This is a genomic window from Vibrio sp. J1-1 (assembly GCF_021728395.1).
In the GTDB taxonomy this organism is placed as follows: Bacteria; Pseudomonadota; Gammaproteobacteria; order Enterobacterales; family Vibrionaceae; genus Vibrio.
This window is the reverse complement of sequence record NZ_JAKKCM010000003.1, coordinates 153,542-169,424: the sequence shown is the minus strand read 5'-3', so window position 1 is coordinate 169,424 and position 15,883 is coordinate 153,542. Positions and strand designations below refer to the sequence as shown.

General features: G+C 45.0%; 16 protein-coding genes. 11 read left to right on the top strand and 5 right to left on the bottom strand.

The features are described 5' to 3' along the window. The first annotated feature begins 741 nt into the window (after nt 1-741). Nucleotides 742-1,227, top strand: coding sequence for a GNAT family N-acetyltransferase (locus L3V31_RS05660; RefSeq protein WP_237315394.1), 486 nt, complete (start codon nt 742-744; stop codon nt 1,225-1,227). On the opposite strand, the gene L3V31_RS05655 is transcribed toward L3V31_RS05660, so the two are convergent. Then, a complete protein-coding gene (locus L3V31_RS05655; protein WP_237315151.1) occupies nt 1,187-1,486 on the bottom strand; it encodes a DUF3301 domain-containing protein in 300 nt (99 codons plus the stop codon). The genes L3V31_RS05660 and L3V31_RS05655 overlap by 41 nt on opposite strands. 13 nt (nt 1,487-1,499) lie before the next feature. Beyond that, nucleotides 1,500-2,537 carry a DUF3549 family protein gene (locus tag L3V31_RS05650; RefSeq protein ID WP_237315150.1) on the bottom strand — a complete coding sequence of 346 codons (1,038 nt, stop codon included), beginning with the start codon at nt 2,535-2,537 and terminating at the stop codon, nt 1,500-1,502. Between the two features lie 79 nt (nt 2,538-2,616). Here L3V31_RS05650 and L3V31_RS05645 point away from each other — a divergent pair, with 79 nt between their 5' ends. After that, nucleotides 2,617-2,931 (top strand): YqcC family protein, encoded by a 315-nt coding sequence (locus L3V31_RS05645; RefSeq protein WP_237315149.1) that lies wholly within the window; start codon nt 2,617-2,619, stop codon nt 2,929-2,931. 5 nt (nt 2,932-2,936) lie between these two features. After that, nucleotides 2,937-3,713, top strand: coding sequence for a tRNA pseudouridine(65) synthase TruC (gene truC / locus L3V31_RS05640; RefSeq protein ID WP_237315148.1), 777 nt, complete (start codon nt 2,937-2,939; stop codon nt 3,711-3,713). 84 nt (nt 3,714-3,797) lie between these two features. Here truC and L3V31_RS05635 read toward each other — a convergent pair whose 3' ends face one another. The 3 genes from L3V31_RS05635 to map all read right to left on the bottom strand — a co-directional run bounded on the left by L3V31_RS05635 (nt 3,798) and on the right by map (nt 7,925). Then, a complete protein-coding gene (locus L3V31_RS05635; RefSeq protein WP_237315147.1) occupies nt 3,798-4,181 on the bottom strand; it encodes a DUF3461 family protein in 384 nt (127 codons plus the stop codon). A 141-nt stretch (nt 4,182-4,322) separates the two neighbouring features. After that, complete coding sequence (gene glnD, locus L3V31_RS05630; protein ID WP_237315146.1) at nt 4,323-6,947, bottom strand: bifunctional uridylyltransferase/uridylyl-removing protein GlnD; 2,625 nt, start codon at nt 6,945-6,947, stop codon at nt 4,323-4,325. Nucleotides 6,948-7,046: 99 nt separating this feature from the next. Next, a complete protein-coding gene (gene map / locus L3V31_RS05625) occupies nt 7,047-7,925 on the bottom strand; it encodes a type I methionyl aminopeptidase (RefSeq protein WP_237315145.1) in 879 nt (292 codons plus the stop codon). Between the two features lie 395 nt (nt 7,926-8,320). On the opposite strand from map, the gene rpsB reads away from it, so the two are divergent. The 8 genes from rpsB to rseP all read left to right on the top strand — a co-directional run bounded on the left by rpsB (nt 8,321) and on the right by rseP (nt 15,882). Next, nucleotides 8,321-9,049 (top strand): 30S ribosomal protein S2, encoded by a 729-nt coding sequence (gene rpsB, locus L3V31_RS05620; protein WP_237315144.1) that lies wholly within the window; start codon nt 8,321-8,323, stop codon nt 9,047-9,049. 131 nt (nt 9,050-9,180) lie between these two features. After that, complete coding sequence (gene tsf / locus L3V31_RS05615) at nt 9,181-10,026, top strand: translation elongation factor Ts (RefSeq protein WP_237315143.1); 846 nt, start codon at nt 9,181-9,183, stop codon at nt 10,024-10,026. A 147-nt stretch (nt 10,027-10,173) separates the two neighbouring features. After that, on the top strand, nt 10,174-10,908 hold the full coding sequence (pyrH, locus tag L3V31_RS05610; protein ID WP_237315142.1) for a UMP kinase: 735 nt from the start codon (nt 10,174-10,176) through the stop codon (nt 10,906-10,908). 95 nt (nt 10,909-11,003) lie between these two features. Next, nucleotides 11,004-11,561 (top strand): ribosome recycling factor, encoded by a 558-nt coding sequence (gene frr / locus L3V31_RS05605; protein WP_237315141.1) that lies wholly within the window; start codon nt 11,004-11,006, stop codon nt 11,559-11,561. 96 nt (nt 11,562-11,657) lie between these two features. Beyond that, nucleotides 11,658-12,413 (top strand): isoprenyl transferase, encoded by a 756-nt coding sequence (locus L3V31_RS05600; RefSeq protein WP_014232761.1) that lies wholly within the window; start codon nt 11,658-11,660, stop codon nt 12,411-12,413. A 12-nt stretch (nt 12,414-12,425) separates the two neighbouring features. Beyond that, a complete protein-coding gene (locus L3V31_RS05595) occupies nt 12,426-13,268 on the top strand; it encodes a phosphatidate cytidylyltransferase (RefSeq protein ID WP_237315140.1) in 843 nt (280 codons plus the stop codon). A 50-nt stretch (nt 13,269-13,318) separates the two neighbouring features. After that, the gene (ispC, locus tag L3V31_RS05590; RefSeq protein ID WP_237315139.1) at nt 13,319-14,524 is read left to right on the top strand and encodes a 1-deoxy-D-xylulose-5-phosphate reductoisomerase; all 1,206 of its coding nucleotides are present in this window, start codon (nt 13,319-13,321) and stop codon (nt 14,522-14,524) included. Further along, nucleotides 14,524-15,882, top strand: a complete 1,359-nt coding sequence (gene rseP / locus L3V31_RS05585) for a sigma E protease regulator RseP (protein ID WP_237315393.1) — start codon at nt 14,524-14,526, stop codon at nt 15,880-15,882. The genes ispC and rseP overlap by 1 nt, the downstream gene beginning before the upstream one ends. Nucleotide 15,883 lies beyond the last annotated feature (1 nt).

Genomic DNA, 15,883 nt, shown 5'->3' with positions numbered 1-15,883 from the left:
CGTCAGGAAGACGATTTGGTCACTTGGGATGAGTGAACAAGCAAGGAGCACTGGACATTGTAAGGACACAATCATCAATAGGATGTTGATGACTAAGGACAGGCAATGGACCCCTCATAGGATTGAGGTAGGACAGCATCAGGACGATGCAATGGACACCGCTCAAGGAACAAGTGAAGTGCGCTAACGGGGAATGTTGGCTATCAGGATTGATAAGGACACCGCTAGGACGGCGACGAAGGACAGGACTGATGGATTCAGTCACTATTATGGATGATGCATGGAGCATTATTTAGTAGCCGGACTGCTGCGAGTAAGATCATGACCCCGATACTTATGTGTCGGGGTTTTTCTTATTTAAAGTAAATGCTTTAAATTTGGTCAGTATGACGTCATTGGTGAGAAGAGGCGATTAATTGCGCTCGAATGGCTGGTACAACCAAAAATAAGGAAGTCGTTAAGAACTGACAGCATTGTCAGACGATTCCTACGTGGCATTTAGTGACTTTAATAAAATCATTATCATAAGATAAGAATAATATAATAATAAATTGCAATTCAACATGTTGTTAATTAAGCAATTATCGAATAGTGCCCATTCCAATCAGTTGGTTTACTTTTGGCTTTTCTACATAGTTTTATGCCCCGCAGGTGATGAATCGTATCTTTAGAATATGCGATATGCGGGTATTTTTGGTTTGTTGTAATCAAGGAAATGATGTGGCCATAGTGACCAGAAGAATGCTTCTTCTACCCTACGATGAGTCGTTACAACTCGAGTTTGTAATGCTTAACTGCTGCGCAAAAAACCGCGCCGAAATGAACGGTCCGCATACTGTAGCGTCTGCTAAACAGCTATTTGAAAAAATACTGGATGATAGAAATATTTATAGTCTGGCTGTACTCGAAAGTTCCAGCCGTGATTATATGGGGCATATCTTTATTTCTCAGCTCGATTCCGAGCCAGAATTAGGATTTATCTTTGATAAAGTTTACTGGGGGAAAGGGTTAGCGACAGAAGCGTTGAAGGCTTTCTTCCCGAAAGCTTGTCGAGAGTTAGGCCTGCACAAAGTTACCGCGAATGTTAACAGTGGTCATCACGCTTCATTGGCGGTTTTGGAAAAGCTTGGCTTTGTTGTCACCCGTGAAAGTAAGGACTTATACGGTCCTTACTTTGAAATGACCTTTACAAGCGATGAGGCGGTAGGTGAAAGCTCTGCGGCCTGAAACCAACCATAGTTAATTCCCCTTGGTAACAGTCATCGCCAAGGGATGAAAACTCAAATTGATACACAGTATGCCAACGCCAGAGTCCATCTGGCGTTTTTAGTTTATGCGAACCAAAAGCGATGCTCACCAATTGGAGATCCAACTGTTCACATTTCCTTGTTATTGCTGCTTTTGCCAGTTCAGATTGATGGCGCTGTTGCCAAAATAGAAAACAGAAAAAGCACAGTCCTAATATTGCCAGTAGATCTCCGATCATCCCTAATCCTTTATTAACCCTTTGTCGCTTGCTGCAAATTGACGAGAGCTCGCGTCAACTCTTCGGATGGACTGGAGTGCAGTAATGGCAGTAAGACCATTCTCAGTTCTGGCAGCATGACTAAATCAGCAAAGAGTTGGTTAAACAGGGTTTGATTGCCTGTTTGAGCGAGGCGCAATAAGAACTGTTCTGCGATTTCTGCGTCTGATAACAGATGCCATGTACGGCCTGCAATGCCAATCAGTACTTCTTGGTGGCTGAGACGAGGGCTTTGCAGAATCGCTTTTAATACAGGAAGAGCGATGTTTGTAGGCGCTCCTGCTAATGCTCGAATGAGTGCAGACAGCAAGAATAGATCGGGTTCGTTACTTTCTATCTCTTTGTGCGCTTTTTCCGCGATACGCTCTGCAAGACGCTCTTGAAGAACTACGTGTTCTAGTGCCCCTAACAACGCATACAAAGGCTCATTTGGTAGGTGGTGAATCGCTTTACGCAGGGTTACGGCATTTTGTTCTTTGCCTAAGCGAGCTGCCATGTCGGTAATGCCTTGTAGACCGACAGTCTGCCAGTTTTCCCATCCAAGACCACCAGAAAAATAGTGCTGTGTATGTTCGTAATATTGGCTGGTGGGCAGATCCAAACTAGAGCGAATTAAACTATGGAATACCGCCATTTTGTCTTCAGAAGGTTTGAAGGTGTATGGGTTATTGGACAGCTTTTGTTGCTGATCTTCCGACATATCGTCACTTAGGCGTGTCCCCATGGCTTCAACCACGTATTTTATGAAGTTACCAATATCAGACTGCTTCAATACGCCGCGTTCATCGAGCTCGAACTTAAGAAACCAAATCCAAGGTTGCTTTTGCTCATTCCAGTAAGCAATAGCCAGATGTGCTTTGCGTTGCATCGGGAAAGGATACGGACACTGTCCTTTTTCCACATCGGCAAATACTTGTGGCTCAATGGCCTTGATGCGACGACCAAGGTCGAAGATTTGATAATCACAGTTGCTGTTGTGCAGCAATTGAGTGAGGGTCTGAATGTTTTCCATTAAATACGACGTCCTAACGTTCTTTTCACAAGAGATGGTATCATTCTCGGCTAATTCAAGGTTCGATATGTAAAAGTTAATGACTACAAGCACAAAATTGGCGGAATTACTTCACCAACTTGAAGCGCAACTGCACAAGCTCCAACTTTGGCAACAAACGATGCCATCGCCACAAGCATTACAAAGTGTGGAGCCGTTCGCGATAGATACCCTTCATCCACATGAATGGTTACAGTGGATATTTATTGCCCGAATGCGCGTTTTGGCTGAAAGTAACCAGCCTTTGCCACGTGGCTTTTCAATGGAACCCTATTTTTCAGAGGTGTGGAAACAAGAGCCGCAATACGCTGAGCTATTGAGAACCATCCAAACTATCGACGAACTATGCAAGTAACCTCAATGTCAGAACAAGAAACATCACAAGCCGTTTCTCCAGTTGAATTGGAGATTGTTTATCAAGATGACTACTTTGTCGCGGTGAACAAGCCTGCCGGTATGCTGGTACATCGTAGCTGGTTAGACAAACATGAAACCCAGTTCGTCATGCAAACGTTGCGTGATCAAATTGGCCAGCATGTTTTTCCGCTGCACCGTTTAGATCGACCAACGTCTGGAGTATTGGTATTCGCACTTTCCAGTGAGGTCGCATCTCAAGTGATGCCGATGTTTGCTGAGCATAAAATGGAAAAAACCTATCATGCCATCGTGCGTGGCTGGATTGAGGAAGAGGGCGTTTTAGATTACGCGCTTAAAGTCGAATTGGATAAAATTGCGGACAAGTTCGCTTCGCAAGAAAAAGAAGCGCAAGAAGCAATCACAGTCTATAAACCTCTGGCAAAAGTTGAAGTACCGTACTCTACTGGGAAGTTTCCAACCACACGCTATTGTCTAATGGAAATGAAACCCAAAACGGGGCGTAAGCACCAGCTTCGTCGTCATATGGCCCACCTACGCCATCCGATAGTGGGTGACACTTCTCATGGTGATGGTAAGCACAACAAACTGTATCGAACTGAATTTGATTCTCACCGTTTGTTATTGCATGCATCAGAGCTTCGTTTTGTTCATCCGTTTACCAATGCAGAAATCGTGATGAAAGCGAATATCGATGAGACATGGCAGCAGTTATTTGCTCGATTTGAATGGGATGAAGCGCTCGTTAGCAAAATGAGCTGACGTTTGCACTCATTCGCAAAAACAAAATGAAAAAAGGGGTTAGTGAATTTACCAACCCCTTATTATTTTTATCTATTTCAATCGTTACTTAAGTTTTTCTAGATCCGCTTCGATCTCTGCGATCTTACTGGATACGACTTTTTCTAAATGGCGAAGATCAGACAAGATTTTCTGTTTGACGTCGACTTCAGCCACCTTGGTTGGCTTGGTGATTTTATTTAGCTCATCGATAACTAAAGTGAGGTTGCGATTGATTTCGGTGACTTCTTTGTATTGGTGGCTGCCACTGTCTACAAGTACATTTTTGATTTGGCGTGGGTATTTAAATTTGACACTTTTGGCGAAGAGCTCGCCTTTTTGTTTTTGGAAGTAGATCTTCAGCACATCTTTATGTGCCTCTTGGCGAAGGGAATAACGTTCAATCTGTTTTGGGTCTTGAATGCCCAAACCAGTGAGGTGTGGAAACATAGGCTACCTCTATATACGGAAATGATACCAGTTTTACTTTAGCAGCCTATGTAGGTGCTAGATAGCTGATAATTAGTTAAATTGCTCAACTTGTGGGCAAGATCGCTATCGCTCTTGCCCACGTTATTAGAGTTCCTTTACTTAATCGGTTACCGCCTCAGAAAGTGTCTCAATGAGCTGCTCTCGCAACGCATTTTGTTGCTCTTCACTGAGTCTTCCGCCAGTTCCGCTGGTGAGAATGAATAAGTCTTCCGCTCGCTCTCCGATAGTCGTAATTTTTGCGCCATGAATATTAATGTTCAAATCCGCAAAAGTACGGCCGACTTTGGCCAGCAAGCCCGGGGTATCTAGCGCAACAAACTCCATCAAGGTGTGTTTCTTACCTCTGGTCGGTAAGAAGTCCACTTTGGTTTTGACATTAAAGTGTTGGAGTTTATGCGGTGTACGGCGGGTTTTAATCTTTGTTGGCCGACCGTCTTCTAACACATGAGTTAGGTGTTTGATTACCGCAGCATGGCGAGACTCATCGATCGCTTCACCGTGTTGGTCAAGAACAATGAAGGTATCGATGACATGTCCGTCTTTACTTGTCATGATCTGCGCGTCATGCACGTTGAAGTTACGTCTGTCGAGTTCTGCCACGACGGTAGCAAATAACGCAGGTTGGTCTTTGCTATAAACGAAAACTTCAGTACCACCACGAGTGGCTTTTTTACTGATCAACACCAATGGCTTGGTCAGATCGTCCATACGCAGTAAGTGTTCACAGTGCCACGCAATCTGAGTATGGGTGTGACGCAGGAAGTAATCGGCCTTGAAGCGCTGCCACAACACTTCTATCTCACGCGCTGAGAACCCTTCCTTGCGCAACATCGCTGACGCCATTTGTTGATTGTGGCGGATGCGTTCACGCACATCAACTGGGTTCTCCAAGCCACGACGGAGAGCACGCTGGGTAGAGTAAAATAGCTCCGCAAGTAGAGTACGTTTCCAGGCGTTCCAGAGTTCTGGATTGGTCGCGCTAATATCCGCGACTGTCAGACAAACCAAGTATTCAAGCGACTCTTCATCACGAACCTTTTTGGCGAATTCAGTAATCACGTCCGGATCGTAGATGTCTCGTCGTTGAGCGGTAACGGACATCAACAAGTGGTGTCTTACTAACCAGCTGACGAGTTTCGCTTCTGGTTTCGATAGACCATGCTCTATACAGAAATCGTACGCTTCTCCCTCACCAATCACCGAGTGATCGCCCCCTCTTCCTTTACCAATATCATGGAAAATTGCCGCAATGATCAGCAGTTCTTTCTTTTGCATGCGAGGGTAGATATCGCAACAAATTGGATGCTTCTCATGATTAGCTGGGTCGTTAAATGTATGAATGTGCTTAAGCAAGCGGATGCTGTGCTCGTCAACGGTATAAGCGTGGAAAAGGTCAAACTGCATCTGGCCAACAATTTGGCTCCACTGCGGCAGGTAAGCGGCCATGACGCCAAGGCGGTGCATCAAACTAAATGCTTTGTGCAATGCATTCGGATGTCGGCACAACGCTATGAATTTTTCACGCGCAGCGGGAATGGTATGCAGAAACTTGTTCAAGCGGCGGCGAGCGGTTCGCAACTGACGTAAAGTAGGGGGGCTGACCCCTTCAATACTAGAGTCATTCGCGATGTGTAAGAACATATCGAGGATGGTTTCTGGTCGAGCTTGAAACAAAGCTGGCTTTCGGGCTTCAATCAATGAGCCGCGTCGCTGAAAATCACCATCTAATATTTCTGCATTTTCCGTGATGCCACCATTGATGATGGCTTGGTCAAACAGTTTGAGCAACATTTTGTTCAGTTCTGCCACGCGACGAAGGGTGCGATAAAATTCCTTCATCATCATTTCGACCCCACGATTACCCTCGCCAACGTAGCCAAGGCTCTCTGCAACTTGGGCTTGATGAGCGAAAGTCAGACGGTTATCGTAGCGACGCAACTCTAAGTGCAAAGCAAAACGAACACGCCATAAGAAGTCCTGACACTCGACCAACTCTCGATACTCGGCATCAGTCAGAAAACCATAACGACTCATCTCTAGCAAAGAGGTAGCACCAAAGTGTCGGCGAGCAACCCAGCTAAGCGTATGAATATCGCGCAGGCCGCCAGGGGTTGACTTGATATCAGGCTCTAGATTGTATGTGGTGTCGTGATAACGAGCATGACGTTCTCTCTGTTCTTGTATTTTGGCGCGATAAAAGGTTTCACTGGGCCAAAATGAGTCAGATAACACGACTTTTTTCAGTGCCTCGAAGGTGTCTTCGCTTCCACACAGCAGTCGCGCTTCCTGAAGGTTGGTGGCGACCGTAAGGTCATTGCGACCAATTTCAGAACACTCACTAACGGTTCGAACGGAATGACCAACTTCTAGTTTAAGGTCCCATAAAAGCGTAATAAACTCGCTGATTTTTGCTTCTAGTGAGCCTGGTAGTTTCTTATTCGAAAGAATGAGGATATCAATGTCTGAGAGGGGGTGAAGTTCTCCACGACCATATCCGCCCACTGCAACCAAAGAGATATTGTAAATATCGTTGAAGCCAAAGTGTTGCCACAAACGCTTGAGAAGTAAATCCATGTACTCCGCTCGGGCGAGAACCAAGCTTGTAACAGGATGGTGATTAAGGAATTCTTGTTTTTGTTCCGAGCCAAATCTCTCTAGCTCTTGTTTTAGTTCCCCGATATTGATCTGTTCATCGGTAAACGTAAGAGGGGACTGAAGTGACATATTTGCTATCCGTGCAAGCTAAAACTATTAGCAATCTAACAAATTTGATGCAGATAAAAAATATCCCCGCTTGAGCGGGGATATCATTGATTGAAATTATTACGCGTTTTTCATCAGGCGAGGAATGGTATCGTCGCTGCGAAGAGTCAGGACTTCACAACCATCTTTCGTTACCACAATGGTGTGCTCATACTGAGCTGAATTTTTGCCATCACCTGTGTATACCGTCCAGTCATCTTGTGCATCGACACTGCAACCAAACTTACCTGCGTTAATCATTGGCTCGATAGTGAAACACATACCTTCTTTTAGGACACGACGATCTTTGTTCTTGTAGTGAACCACTTGTGGCTCTTCATGGAACTCATCACCAATGCCGTGACCACAGAAATCCTTCACAATAGAGAACTTGTTGCGAGGGTTGTTCTTATTGTTTTCTTTAATGTACTTTTCAATAGCCGTACCAATGTCACCAACCGTAGCTCCTGGTTTTACCTGGCGCATGCCAATGTAAAGCGCTTCTTGAGTTACCATGCAAAGACGTTTATTAGCAGGCGATACTTCACCAACTAGGAACATCTTCGAGGTGTCACCGTGGTAACCTTGAGGACGAACGCTCAGGTCTGCGTTTTCATCGTTAGGGACGATGACGGTAATATCGACGTTAATAATGTCGCCGTCTTTTAGTACCGCTGGTTTTAGTTGGCCGTTACTGCCAATCTCATCTTTCTCGGCTGGAATGCCGTGACAGACGATATGGTTGATAGAGGTACAAATCGATTTAGGGAATCCATGGTAATCAAGCGGTGCCGAGTACGCGCCTTTTTCTAGTGCGTATTCATGACAAATTTTGTTGAGTTCTTCTGTCGTCACGCCGACCTTGATGTACGGTTCGATCATCTCCAGAACGTCTGCGGCAAGCTTGCCCGCAATGCGCATGCGTTCGATTTCTTCAGCAGTTTTAATCTTGATTGACATTGGCTTTCTCTACTTATTCCTAAGCACGTAAACGTGCGAATGGCCGCATTCTAACAGACATCGGGCGATGAACCCAAGCCAGTTAAGAATATGAGTCATTCTTACTTGAAGTGTAGTAAGAGAGTTAAGGCTGAGTCGGGAAGCATCCTGCCTAAAATGAAAAGTATAAGAAACAATTTTTACTAGCCATCTTGAGCTAAAATATGATATAAAGCGCGCCGGAATAGAGGTCTGTTCTCTTTGCTTAGTGAAAGCTAAAGCAACGAAGCTGGTTTCATCCGACAAACTTTTATCTTTAAATCACACACATTCCGTCACATATTCCGGGGTGCTGAGCAGAAGCTTGGTCGGAGTTATGGGGGATGTGGAGGCCTAACCCCATAGAGGATTTTAAAATGGCAACTGTATCAATGCGCGATATGCTAAAAGCTGGTGTTCACTTCGGTCACCAAACTCGTTACTGGAACCCAAAAATGAAGCCGTTCATCTTTGGCGCTCGTAACAAGGTTCATATCATCAACCTAGAAAAAACTGTACCAATGTTCAACGACGCTCTAGCTGAACTAGCTAAAGTTGGCGAGAAAAAAGGTAAAGTTCTATTCGTAGGTACTAAGCGCGCTGCATCTGAAGCTGTTAAAGAAGCTGCTATCGCAAGCAACCAGTTCTACGTGAACAACCGTTGGTTGGGCGGCATGCTAACTAACTACAAAACGGTTCGTCAGTCTATCAAGCGTCTAAAAGACCTAGAGGCTCAGTCTCAAGACGGTACTTTCGACAAACTAACTAAGAAAGAAGCTCTAATGCGTACTCGTGAAATGGAGAAGCTAGAGAAATCTCTTGGTGGTATCAAAGACATGGGCGGCCTACCAGACGCTCTATTCGTAATCGACGCTGATCACGAGCACATCGCAATTAAAGAAGCTAACAACCTAGGTATTCCAGTATACGCTGTGGTAGATACTAACTCTAACCCAGACGGCGTTGACTACGTTATCCCAGGTAACGACGACGCGATCCGCGCAGTACAGCTATACCTAAACGCTGCTGGTACAGCAGTAACTGAAGGTCGTAACAAAGACGTAGCTGTAGTTGCTGAAAAAGACGGTTTCGTAGAAGCTGAATAATAGCGGCTCTAGTCACACTTGGTCTATGTGAAACCTTTGTGTAGCATAAACTAAGTTATAGTTAGTAATGGGGGCCAACAATGTTCGGCCCCTGTTTTTTACCTTATTTCGAATCAAACGAGGAATACAGAATGGCAACTGTAACTGCTGCTCTAGTTAAAGAACTTCGCGAGCGCACAGGCGCTGGCATGATGGAATGTAAGAAAGCGCTTGTAGAAGCAAACGCAGACATCGAACTAGCAATTGAAAACATGCGTAAATCAGGCGCAGCGAAAGCAGCTAAGAAAGCTGGTAACGTTGCAGCTGAAGGCGCAATCATCATCAAAGAAGAAAACGGCGTTGCTGTTCTTCTTGAAGTTAACTGCCAAACTGACTTCGTTGCTAAAGACGGTAACTTCACTGCATTCGCAGAAGACGTTGCAACTGCAGCTCTAGCTTCAAAAGCTTCAGTTGAAGAACTACAAGCTCAATTCGAAGATACTCGCGTAGCTCTAGTAGCTAAAATCGGTGAGAACATCAACATCCGTCGTGTACAGTACGTTGAAGGTGCTGCAATCGCTTCTTACCGTCACGGTGAGAAAATCGGTGTTGTTGTTGCTGGTGAAGGCGACGCAGAAACTCTTAAGCACGTTGCAATGCACGTTGCAGCATCTAAGCCAGAGTACGTTAACCCAGAAGACGTACCAGCTGACGTAGTTGCTAAAGAGAAAGAAGTTCAAGTTGAAATCGCTATGAACGAAGGCAAGCCTGCTGAGATCGCAGAGAAGATGGTTATCGGCCGCATGAAGAAATTCACTGGCGAAATCTCTCTAACTGGTCAAGCATTCATCATGGAGCCTAAGAAAACTGTAGGCGAAATGCTGAAAGAAAAAGGCGCTTCAGTTTCTACTTTCGTTCGCCTAGAAGTAGGTGAAGGTATCGAGAAAGCAGCTGAAATGAGCTTCGCTGAAGAAGTTGCTGCGGCTCAAAAAGGTTAATCCTTAGAGACTGCATAAAGATTAGACCGTAGCCAAGGCTGCGGTCTTTTTATGAGCGGTAGACGATTAGCCGTGATGAATAGCTATAAATGTATTTGTGTCTATTCATGACTGTTAATCAACAACTCTCTTTGGAAGGTAAACTCCATGACTACGAACCCTAAACCAGCGTATCAACGTATTCTATTAAAACTGAGTGGTGAAGCTCTTCAAGGTGAAGACGGTTTTGGCATTGATCCAGCGGTCCTAGATCGCATGGCCCAAGAAGTTAAAGAACTGGTTGAACTAGGTGTTCAGGTGGGTGTAGTTATCGGTGGCGGTAACTTGTTCCGTGGTGCAGGCCTGGCAGCTGCTGGTATGAACCGTGTTGTGGGTGACCACATGGGTATGCTTGCAACGGTAATGAATGGTTTGGCAATGCGTGACGCTCTTCACCGTGCTTATGTAAATGCTCGTGTAATGTCAGCGATTCCATTAAACGGTGTATGTGATGATTACAACTGGGCAGACGCAATCAGCCAATTGCGCGGTGGTCGAGTGGTGATTTTCTCAGCGGGCACGGGTAACCCATTCTTTACTACTGACTCTGCTGCATGTTTACGCGGTATTGAAATCGAAGCAGATATAGTTCTAAAAGCAACGAAAGTTGATGGTGTATTTACTGCTGACCCAGTAGCAAACCCTGACGCAGAGCTGTATGATAAGCTAACTTACGCAGAGGTTCTGGATAAAGAGCTTAAAGTAATGGATTTGGCTGCGTTCACACTTGCTCGTGACCACAAAATGCCTATCCGCGTATTTAACATGAACAAGCCAGGCGCACTACGTCGCGTGGTGATGGGTGAAGCAGAAGGCACGCTGATCAACTCTGGCGACGCATAATTCTAGACACCATCCAAGAGGTGTTGGATGGTGTTTCGCTTTGCTCAACCCTTTTAAGCTTTCTTCAGGAAAGATGATATTTTTAAGGTGAAACCGTGATTAACGAAATTAAAAAAGACGCTCAAGAGCGCATGGACAAAAGCGTTGAAGCGCTAAAGAACAACCTTGCAAAAGTTCGTACTGGTCGTGCACACCCAAGCCTACTTTCTGGTATCTCGGTAGAGTACTACGGTGCTGCTACTCCTCTAAACCAAGTAGCGAACGTTGTAGCTGAAGACGCTCGTACTCTAGCAATCACCGTTTTCGACAAAGAGCTAACTCAAAAAGTTGAAAAAGCGATCATGATGTCTGACCTTGGTCTAAACCCAATGTCTGCAGGTACTATCATTCGCGTTCCACTTCCACCGCTAACAGAAGAGCGTCGTAAGGACCTTGTTAAGATCGTTCGTGGTGAAGCAGAAGGTGGTCGTGTTGCAGTACGTAATATCCGTCGTGACGCAAACAACGATCTTAAAGCGCTTCTAAAAGACAAAGAAATCTCTGAAGACGAAGATCGTAAAGCACAAGACGAGATCCAAAAACTGACTGACGTTGCAGTTAAGAAGATCGACGAAGTTCTTGCTGCAAAAGAAAAAGAGTTGATGGAAGTTTAATACTCCCACCTACATCACTGTTGGAAAACGCTGTGCTCACAGCTCAGCGTTTTTTTATGTTAGTCTGTCCAACTGATGGAATTCAATTAACTCCTTATGCAAAATTCTCAAGCCTTCTCTGACTCCCTTCCTAAACATATTGCCATCATAATGGACGGTAATGGTCGTTGGGCTAAGTCCAAAGGAAAACCTCGTGTATTCGGCCACAAGAAAGGCGTGAGTGCGGTTCGTAAGACGGTCGCGGCAGCTTCTCGGCTCGGTATAAAATCGATGACGTTATTTGCTTTCAGCAGTGAAAACTGGCGTCGTCCCGAGGAGGAAGTTGGCCTTTTGATGGAACTGTTTATTTCAGTTCTGTCCAGTGAAGTAAAAAAATTACATAAGAACAACTTACAGTTGCGAGTGATCGGTGATACAAGCCGATTTAGCGAGCGTCTGCAAAAGAAGATTATCGAAGCAGAAAAACTAACGGCGGAAAACACCGGCATGGTGATTAACATTGCAGCAAATTATGGCGGCAAATGGGATATCACACAGGCAACCAAAGCTTTAGCACAAAAAGCACGTAATGGTGAAATACGTGTAGAGGATATAAACGAGCAATTAATCACCGAACATTTGACCATGGCTGACTTACCTGAGGTGGATCTTCTTATCCGAACCAGTGGTGAGTGCCGTATCAGCAACTTCATGTTGTGGCAAATGGCATATGCTGAGATGTACTTTACACCAGAATACTGGCCAGAATTCGATGAAGACAGCTTAGTAGAAGCGGTAACTTGGTTTATCAACCGAGAGCGTCGTTTTGGCTGCACTGGTGAACAAGTAAAGGCATTGATGGCAGCTCAATAAGGACTAGTTAGTTTGAAACAGAGAATAATAACGGCACTAATTTTAGCTCCCCTGGTTATTTTAGGCATTTTTAAGTTACCCCTGATGGGCTTTATCATCGCATTGACAGCGATAACCTTGTTAGGATTTTGGGAGTGGACCCAGTTTACAGGCAGTCGCTCTCGAATTGCAGCCCTTATTCCGGCAGCATTTATCACCGGACTTAGTTTTTTATACATTTCTCCTGAGGCAAATAGTCTCAACCACTTATCGACGCCTCATTATGTGATGCTTGGTCTTGGATTTGTATGGTGGATTATTGCCAGTTTAATGGCTATTACCTACCCAAAAACCACAAAAACTTGGCAGAGTAGCCTTGTTCTGAGGCATCTTTTTGGTTTCCTGACGTTACTTCCGTTTCTTTGGAGCGTCATTATTCTGAGAGCGACAGATATCACGGTAGATCCATACCACGGCGCAAAGCTCGTTCTTTTCGTTTGTTTCTTGGTATGGGCTGCAGACAGTGGTGCTTACTTTGCTGGTAAAAGTATGGGTAAGCGCAAAATGGCTCCAAATGTTAGTCCCAATAAGACCATTGAGGGCTTGATTGGAGGCATCATTGCCGCTCTGCTTGTTGGTTGGTTATTTGCTGACTGGTTTGATATTCACTTCACGAGCTCAGTTCATATGGTCATCATTACGCTTATCACGGTTGTCATTTCCGTGCTCGGTGATTTGGTGGAAAGTATGTTCAAACGCATCTCAGGCATTAAAGACAGCAGTAATATCATTCCAGGTCACGGCGGCGTGCTTGATCGCATCGATAGCCTAACCGCTGCATTTCCCGTCTTTGCTCTTCTTTACTACGTATTCTAATTTATCGGGAGCGGCTTTACGCTCCTGAGTTTTTATAACGGTCTTACAACATGCAAAAGTTAACGATTCTTGGTGCAACAGGTTCAATAGGTGCAAGCACACTGAAAGTGGTCGAACAGAATCCAGAGCTATTTTCTGTCGTAGCACTGGCTGCAGGTACTAACGTTGAAAAGATGGTAGCACTTTGTCGTAAATGGCAGCCTAAATACGCAGTAATGGCGGATCAGTGTGCGGCAGCTGCACTGAAGTCTGAACTGTATTCTTTAGCACCACGTACAGAGGTACTTGGTGGTGTTGAGGCTCTTTGTCATGTTGCTTCATTAGATGAAGTTGATAGCGTAATGGCGGCGATTGTTGGTGCTGCTGGTTTATTGCCTACGATGGCCGCGGTAAAAGCAGGTAAACGAGTGTTACTGGCAAACAAAGAAGCGTTGGTCATGTCAGGACAGCTATTTATTGATGCGGTTGAGCAGTACGGTGCAGAGTTACTTCCCGTCGATAGTGAGCACAATGCTATTTTCCAGTGTTTACCAGAAAAAATTCAAACCAGTTTAGGACGATGTAATCTAGACGAGCATGGGATTTCTCATATTTTACTGACAGGATCTGGTGGGCCATTCCGTTACACCGATATTGCTGAGTTAGAAAAAGTCACGCCAGCACAGGCGATTGCACACCCAAATTGGTCTATGGGGCCAAAAATCTCGGTTGACTCTGCGACAATGATGAACAAAGGTTTGGAGTACATCGAAGCGAAGTGGCTATTTAACGCGGCACGCGAGCAGCTTAAAGTGATTATTCATCCGCAGTCAGTGATTCATTCCATGGTGCAGTATCGTGATGGCTCAGTTTTGGCTCAAATGGGCGAGCCTGATATGGCAACGCCAATTGCACTTACCATGTCTTACCCATCTCGAGTTAATGCTGGAGTTAAACCGCTGGACTTCACACAGGTTGGAGAACTGACGTTCTTGCAACCTGATTTTGCACGATACCCATGTTTGAAACTGGCGATTGATGCTTGTTACGAAGGTCAACATGCGACGACTGCACTGAATGCTGCGAATGAAGTGGCTGTTGATGCATTTCTAAATAATCGCCTTGGTTTTACTGACATAGCTCGCATCAATGCATCTGTTTTGAATAAAATCAGTGCAAGCTGCAAAGCTGAGAATGTGAATAGCTTGGAAAGCTTGTTAGAGCTAGATAGAATGGCGAGAACTATCGCCCTTGAATTGATATGCGAGCGTGGCTAATGACTGGTATTTTGTGGAATCTCGTTTCTTTTATCGTTGCACTTGGCATTCTTGTGGCTGTGCACGAGTTTGGTCACTTTTGGGTTGCCCGTCGTTGCGGCGTTAAAGTTGAAAAGTTCTCAATCGGTTTTGGTAAGTCAATCTGGAAAAAGATGGGCAAAGACGGAACCGAATATAGTATCGCTATGATCCCTCTTGGCGGCTATGTCAAAATGGTGGATAGCCGTGTTGATGACGTTCCCCAACATGAAAAGCACTTAGCTTTTGATCAAAAGCCGCTTTGGAAGCGCACCTCAATTGTCGCTGCTGGTCCCATCTTTAACTTCTTATTTGCTATCTTTGCTTATTGGCTGGTCTTTCTCATAGGTGTGCCAGCGGTTAAGCCTGTAGTGGGTGATGTTACGCCCAATTCAATTGTTGCTGAGGCAGGAATTGAATCTGGGATGGAACTAAAAGCAATCTCTGGTATCAAAACTCCGGACTGGGAATCAGTCAATATGGGATTGATTTCTCACATTGGTGATGATTTGATGACGGTAACCGTGCAATCAAACGGTGAAATCGGCTCTGAGGTGACAAAAACGCTCGACCTTCGTGATTGGAAATTTGATCCGGAAACAGAGTCTGCGATGCGCTCTCTAGGTTTTGAACCGTATACGCCGGAAATTTATACAACGATTCAGCAAGTTACAGAGGGTGGTGCTGCTGAGAAAGCTGGTGTAATGCCAGGAGACGAAATCGTTTCGATTGCTGGTAAAACGGTTACCGTTTGGGATGATGTGGTAGAGGCAGTTCGCTCTAACCCTAATACACCAATCGAGTTGACTGTTCTACGTGACGGTTATCATCAGTCGTTAACGTTGACCCCGGGCAGTCGTGAGCTGGCTAACAAAGAAGTCATTGGCTTCGCGGGCATCGCCCCTGAAGTCGCAGAATGGCCCGAAAGTTATCGCTTCGATTTACAGTTTGGTGTATTCGAATCAATTGGCAAAGCGATTGATAAAACGGGTCAAGTTGTCGGACTGACAGTCAGCATGCTTAAGAAACTGATTGTAGGCGACGTTGGCCTGAATAATCTGAGTGGCCCTATTTCGATTGCGAAAGGGGCTGGGGCGACGGCAGACTATGGTCTGGTCTATTTTTTAGGTTTTCTCGCTCTAATTAGTGTTAACCTAGGTATTATTAACCTCGTGCCTTTACCAATGTTGGATGGCGGTCATTTGTTGTTTTTTGCAATTGAAGCGGTTATTCGACGCCCAGTTCCAGAAAGAATACAGGAAATGGGATACCGAATTGGTGGTGCGATCATCTTCTCGCTCATGGCGTTAGCGCTATTTAATGATTTTACTCGTCTGTGAG

Coding starts and splice junctions, on each gene's coding strand:
- truC (WP_237315148.1), top strand. CDS start 2,937: ATGTCAGAACAAGAAACATCACAAGCCGTTTCTCCAGTTGAATTGGAG.
- map (WP_237315145.1), bottom strand. CDS start 7,925: ATGTCAATCAAGATTAAAACTGCTGAAGAAATCGAACGCATGCGCATT.
- L3V31_RS05645 (WP_237315149.1), top strand. CDS start 2,617: ATGACTACAAGCACAAAATTGGCGGAATTACTTCACCAACTTGAAGCG.
- rseP (WP_237315393.1), top strand. CDS start 14,524: ATGACTGGTATTTTGTGGAATCTCGTTTCTTTTATCGTTGCACTTGGC.
- L3V31_RS05600 (WP_014232761.1), top strand. CDS start 11,658: ATGCAAAATTCTCAAGCCTTCTCTGACTCCCTTCCTAAACATATTGCC.
- L3V31_RS05650 (WP_237315150.1), bottom strand. CDS start 2,537: ATGGAAAACATTCAGACCCTCACTCAATTGCTGCACAACAGCAACTGT.
- pyrH (WP_237315142.1), top strand. CDS start 10,174: ATGACTACGAACCCTAAACCAGCGTATCAACGTATTCTATTAAAACTG.
- ispC (WP_237315139.1), top strand. CDS start 13,319: ATGCAAAAGTTAACGATTCTTGGTGCAACAGGTTCAATAGGTGCAAGC.
- L3V31_RS05660 (WP_237315394.1), top strand. CDS start 742: ATGCTTCTTCTACCCTACGATGAGTCGTTACAACTCGAGTTTGTAATG.
- tsf (WP_237315143.1), top strand. CDS start 9,181: ATGGCAACTGTAACTGCTGCTCTAGTTAAAGAACTTCGCGAGCGCACA.
- glnD (WP_237315146.1), bottom strand. CDS start 6,947: ATGTCACTTCAGTCCCCTCTTACGTTTACCGATGAACAGATCAATATC.
- rpsB (WP_237315144.1), top strand. CDS start 8,321: ATGGCAACTGTATCAATGCGCGATATGCTAAAAGCTGGTGTTCACTTC.
- L3V31_RS05655 (WP_237315151.1), bottom strand. CDS start 1,486: ATGATCGGAGATCTACTGGCAATATTAGGACTGTGCTTTTTCTGTTTT.
- L3V31_RS05635 (WP_237315147.1), bottom strand. CDS start 4,181: ATGTTTCCACACCTCACTGGTTTGGGCATTCAAGACCCAAAACAGATT.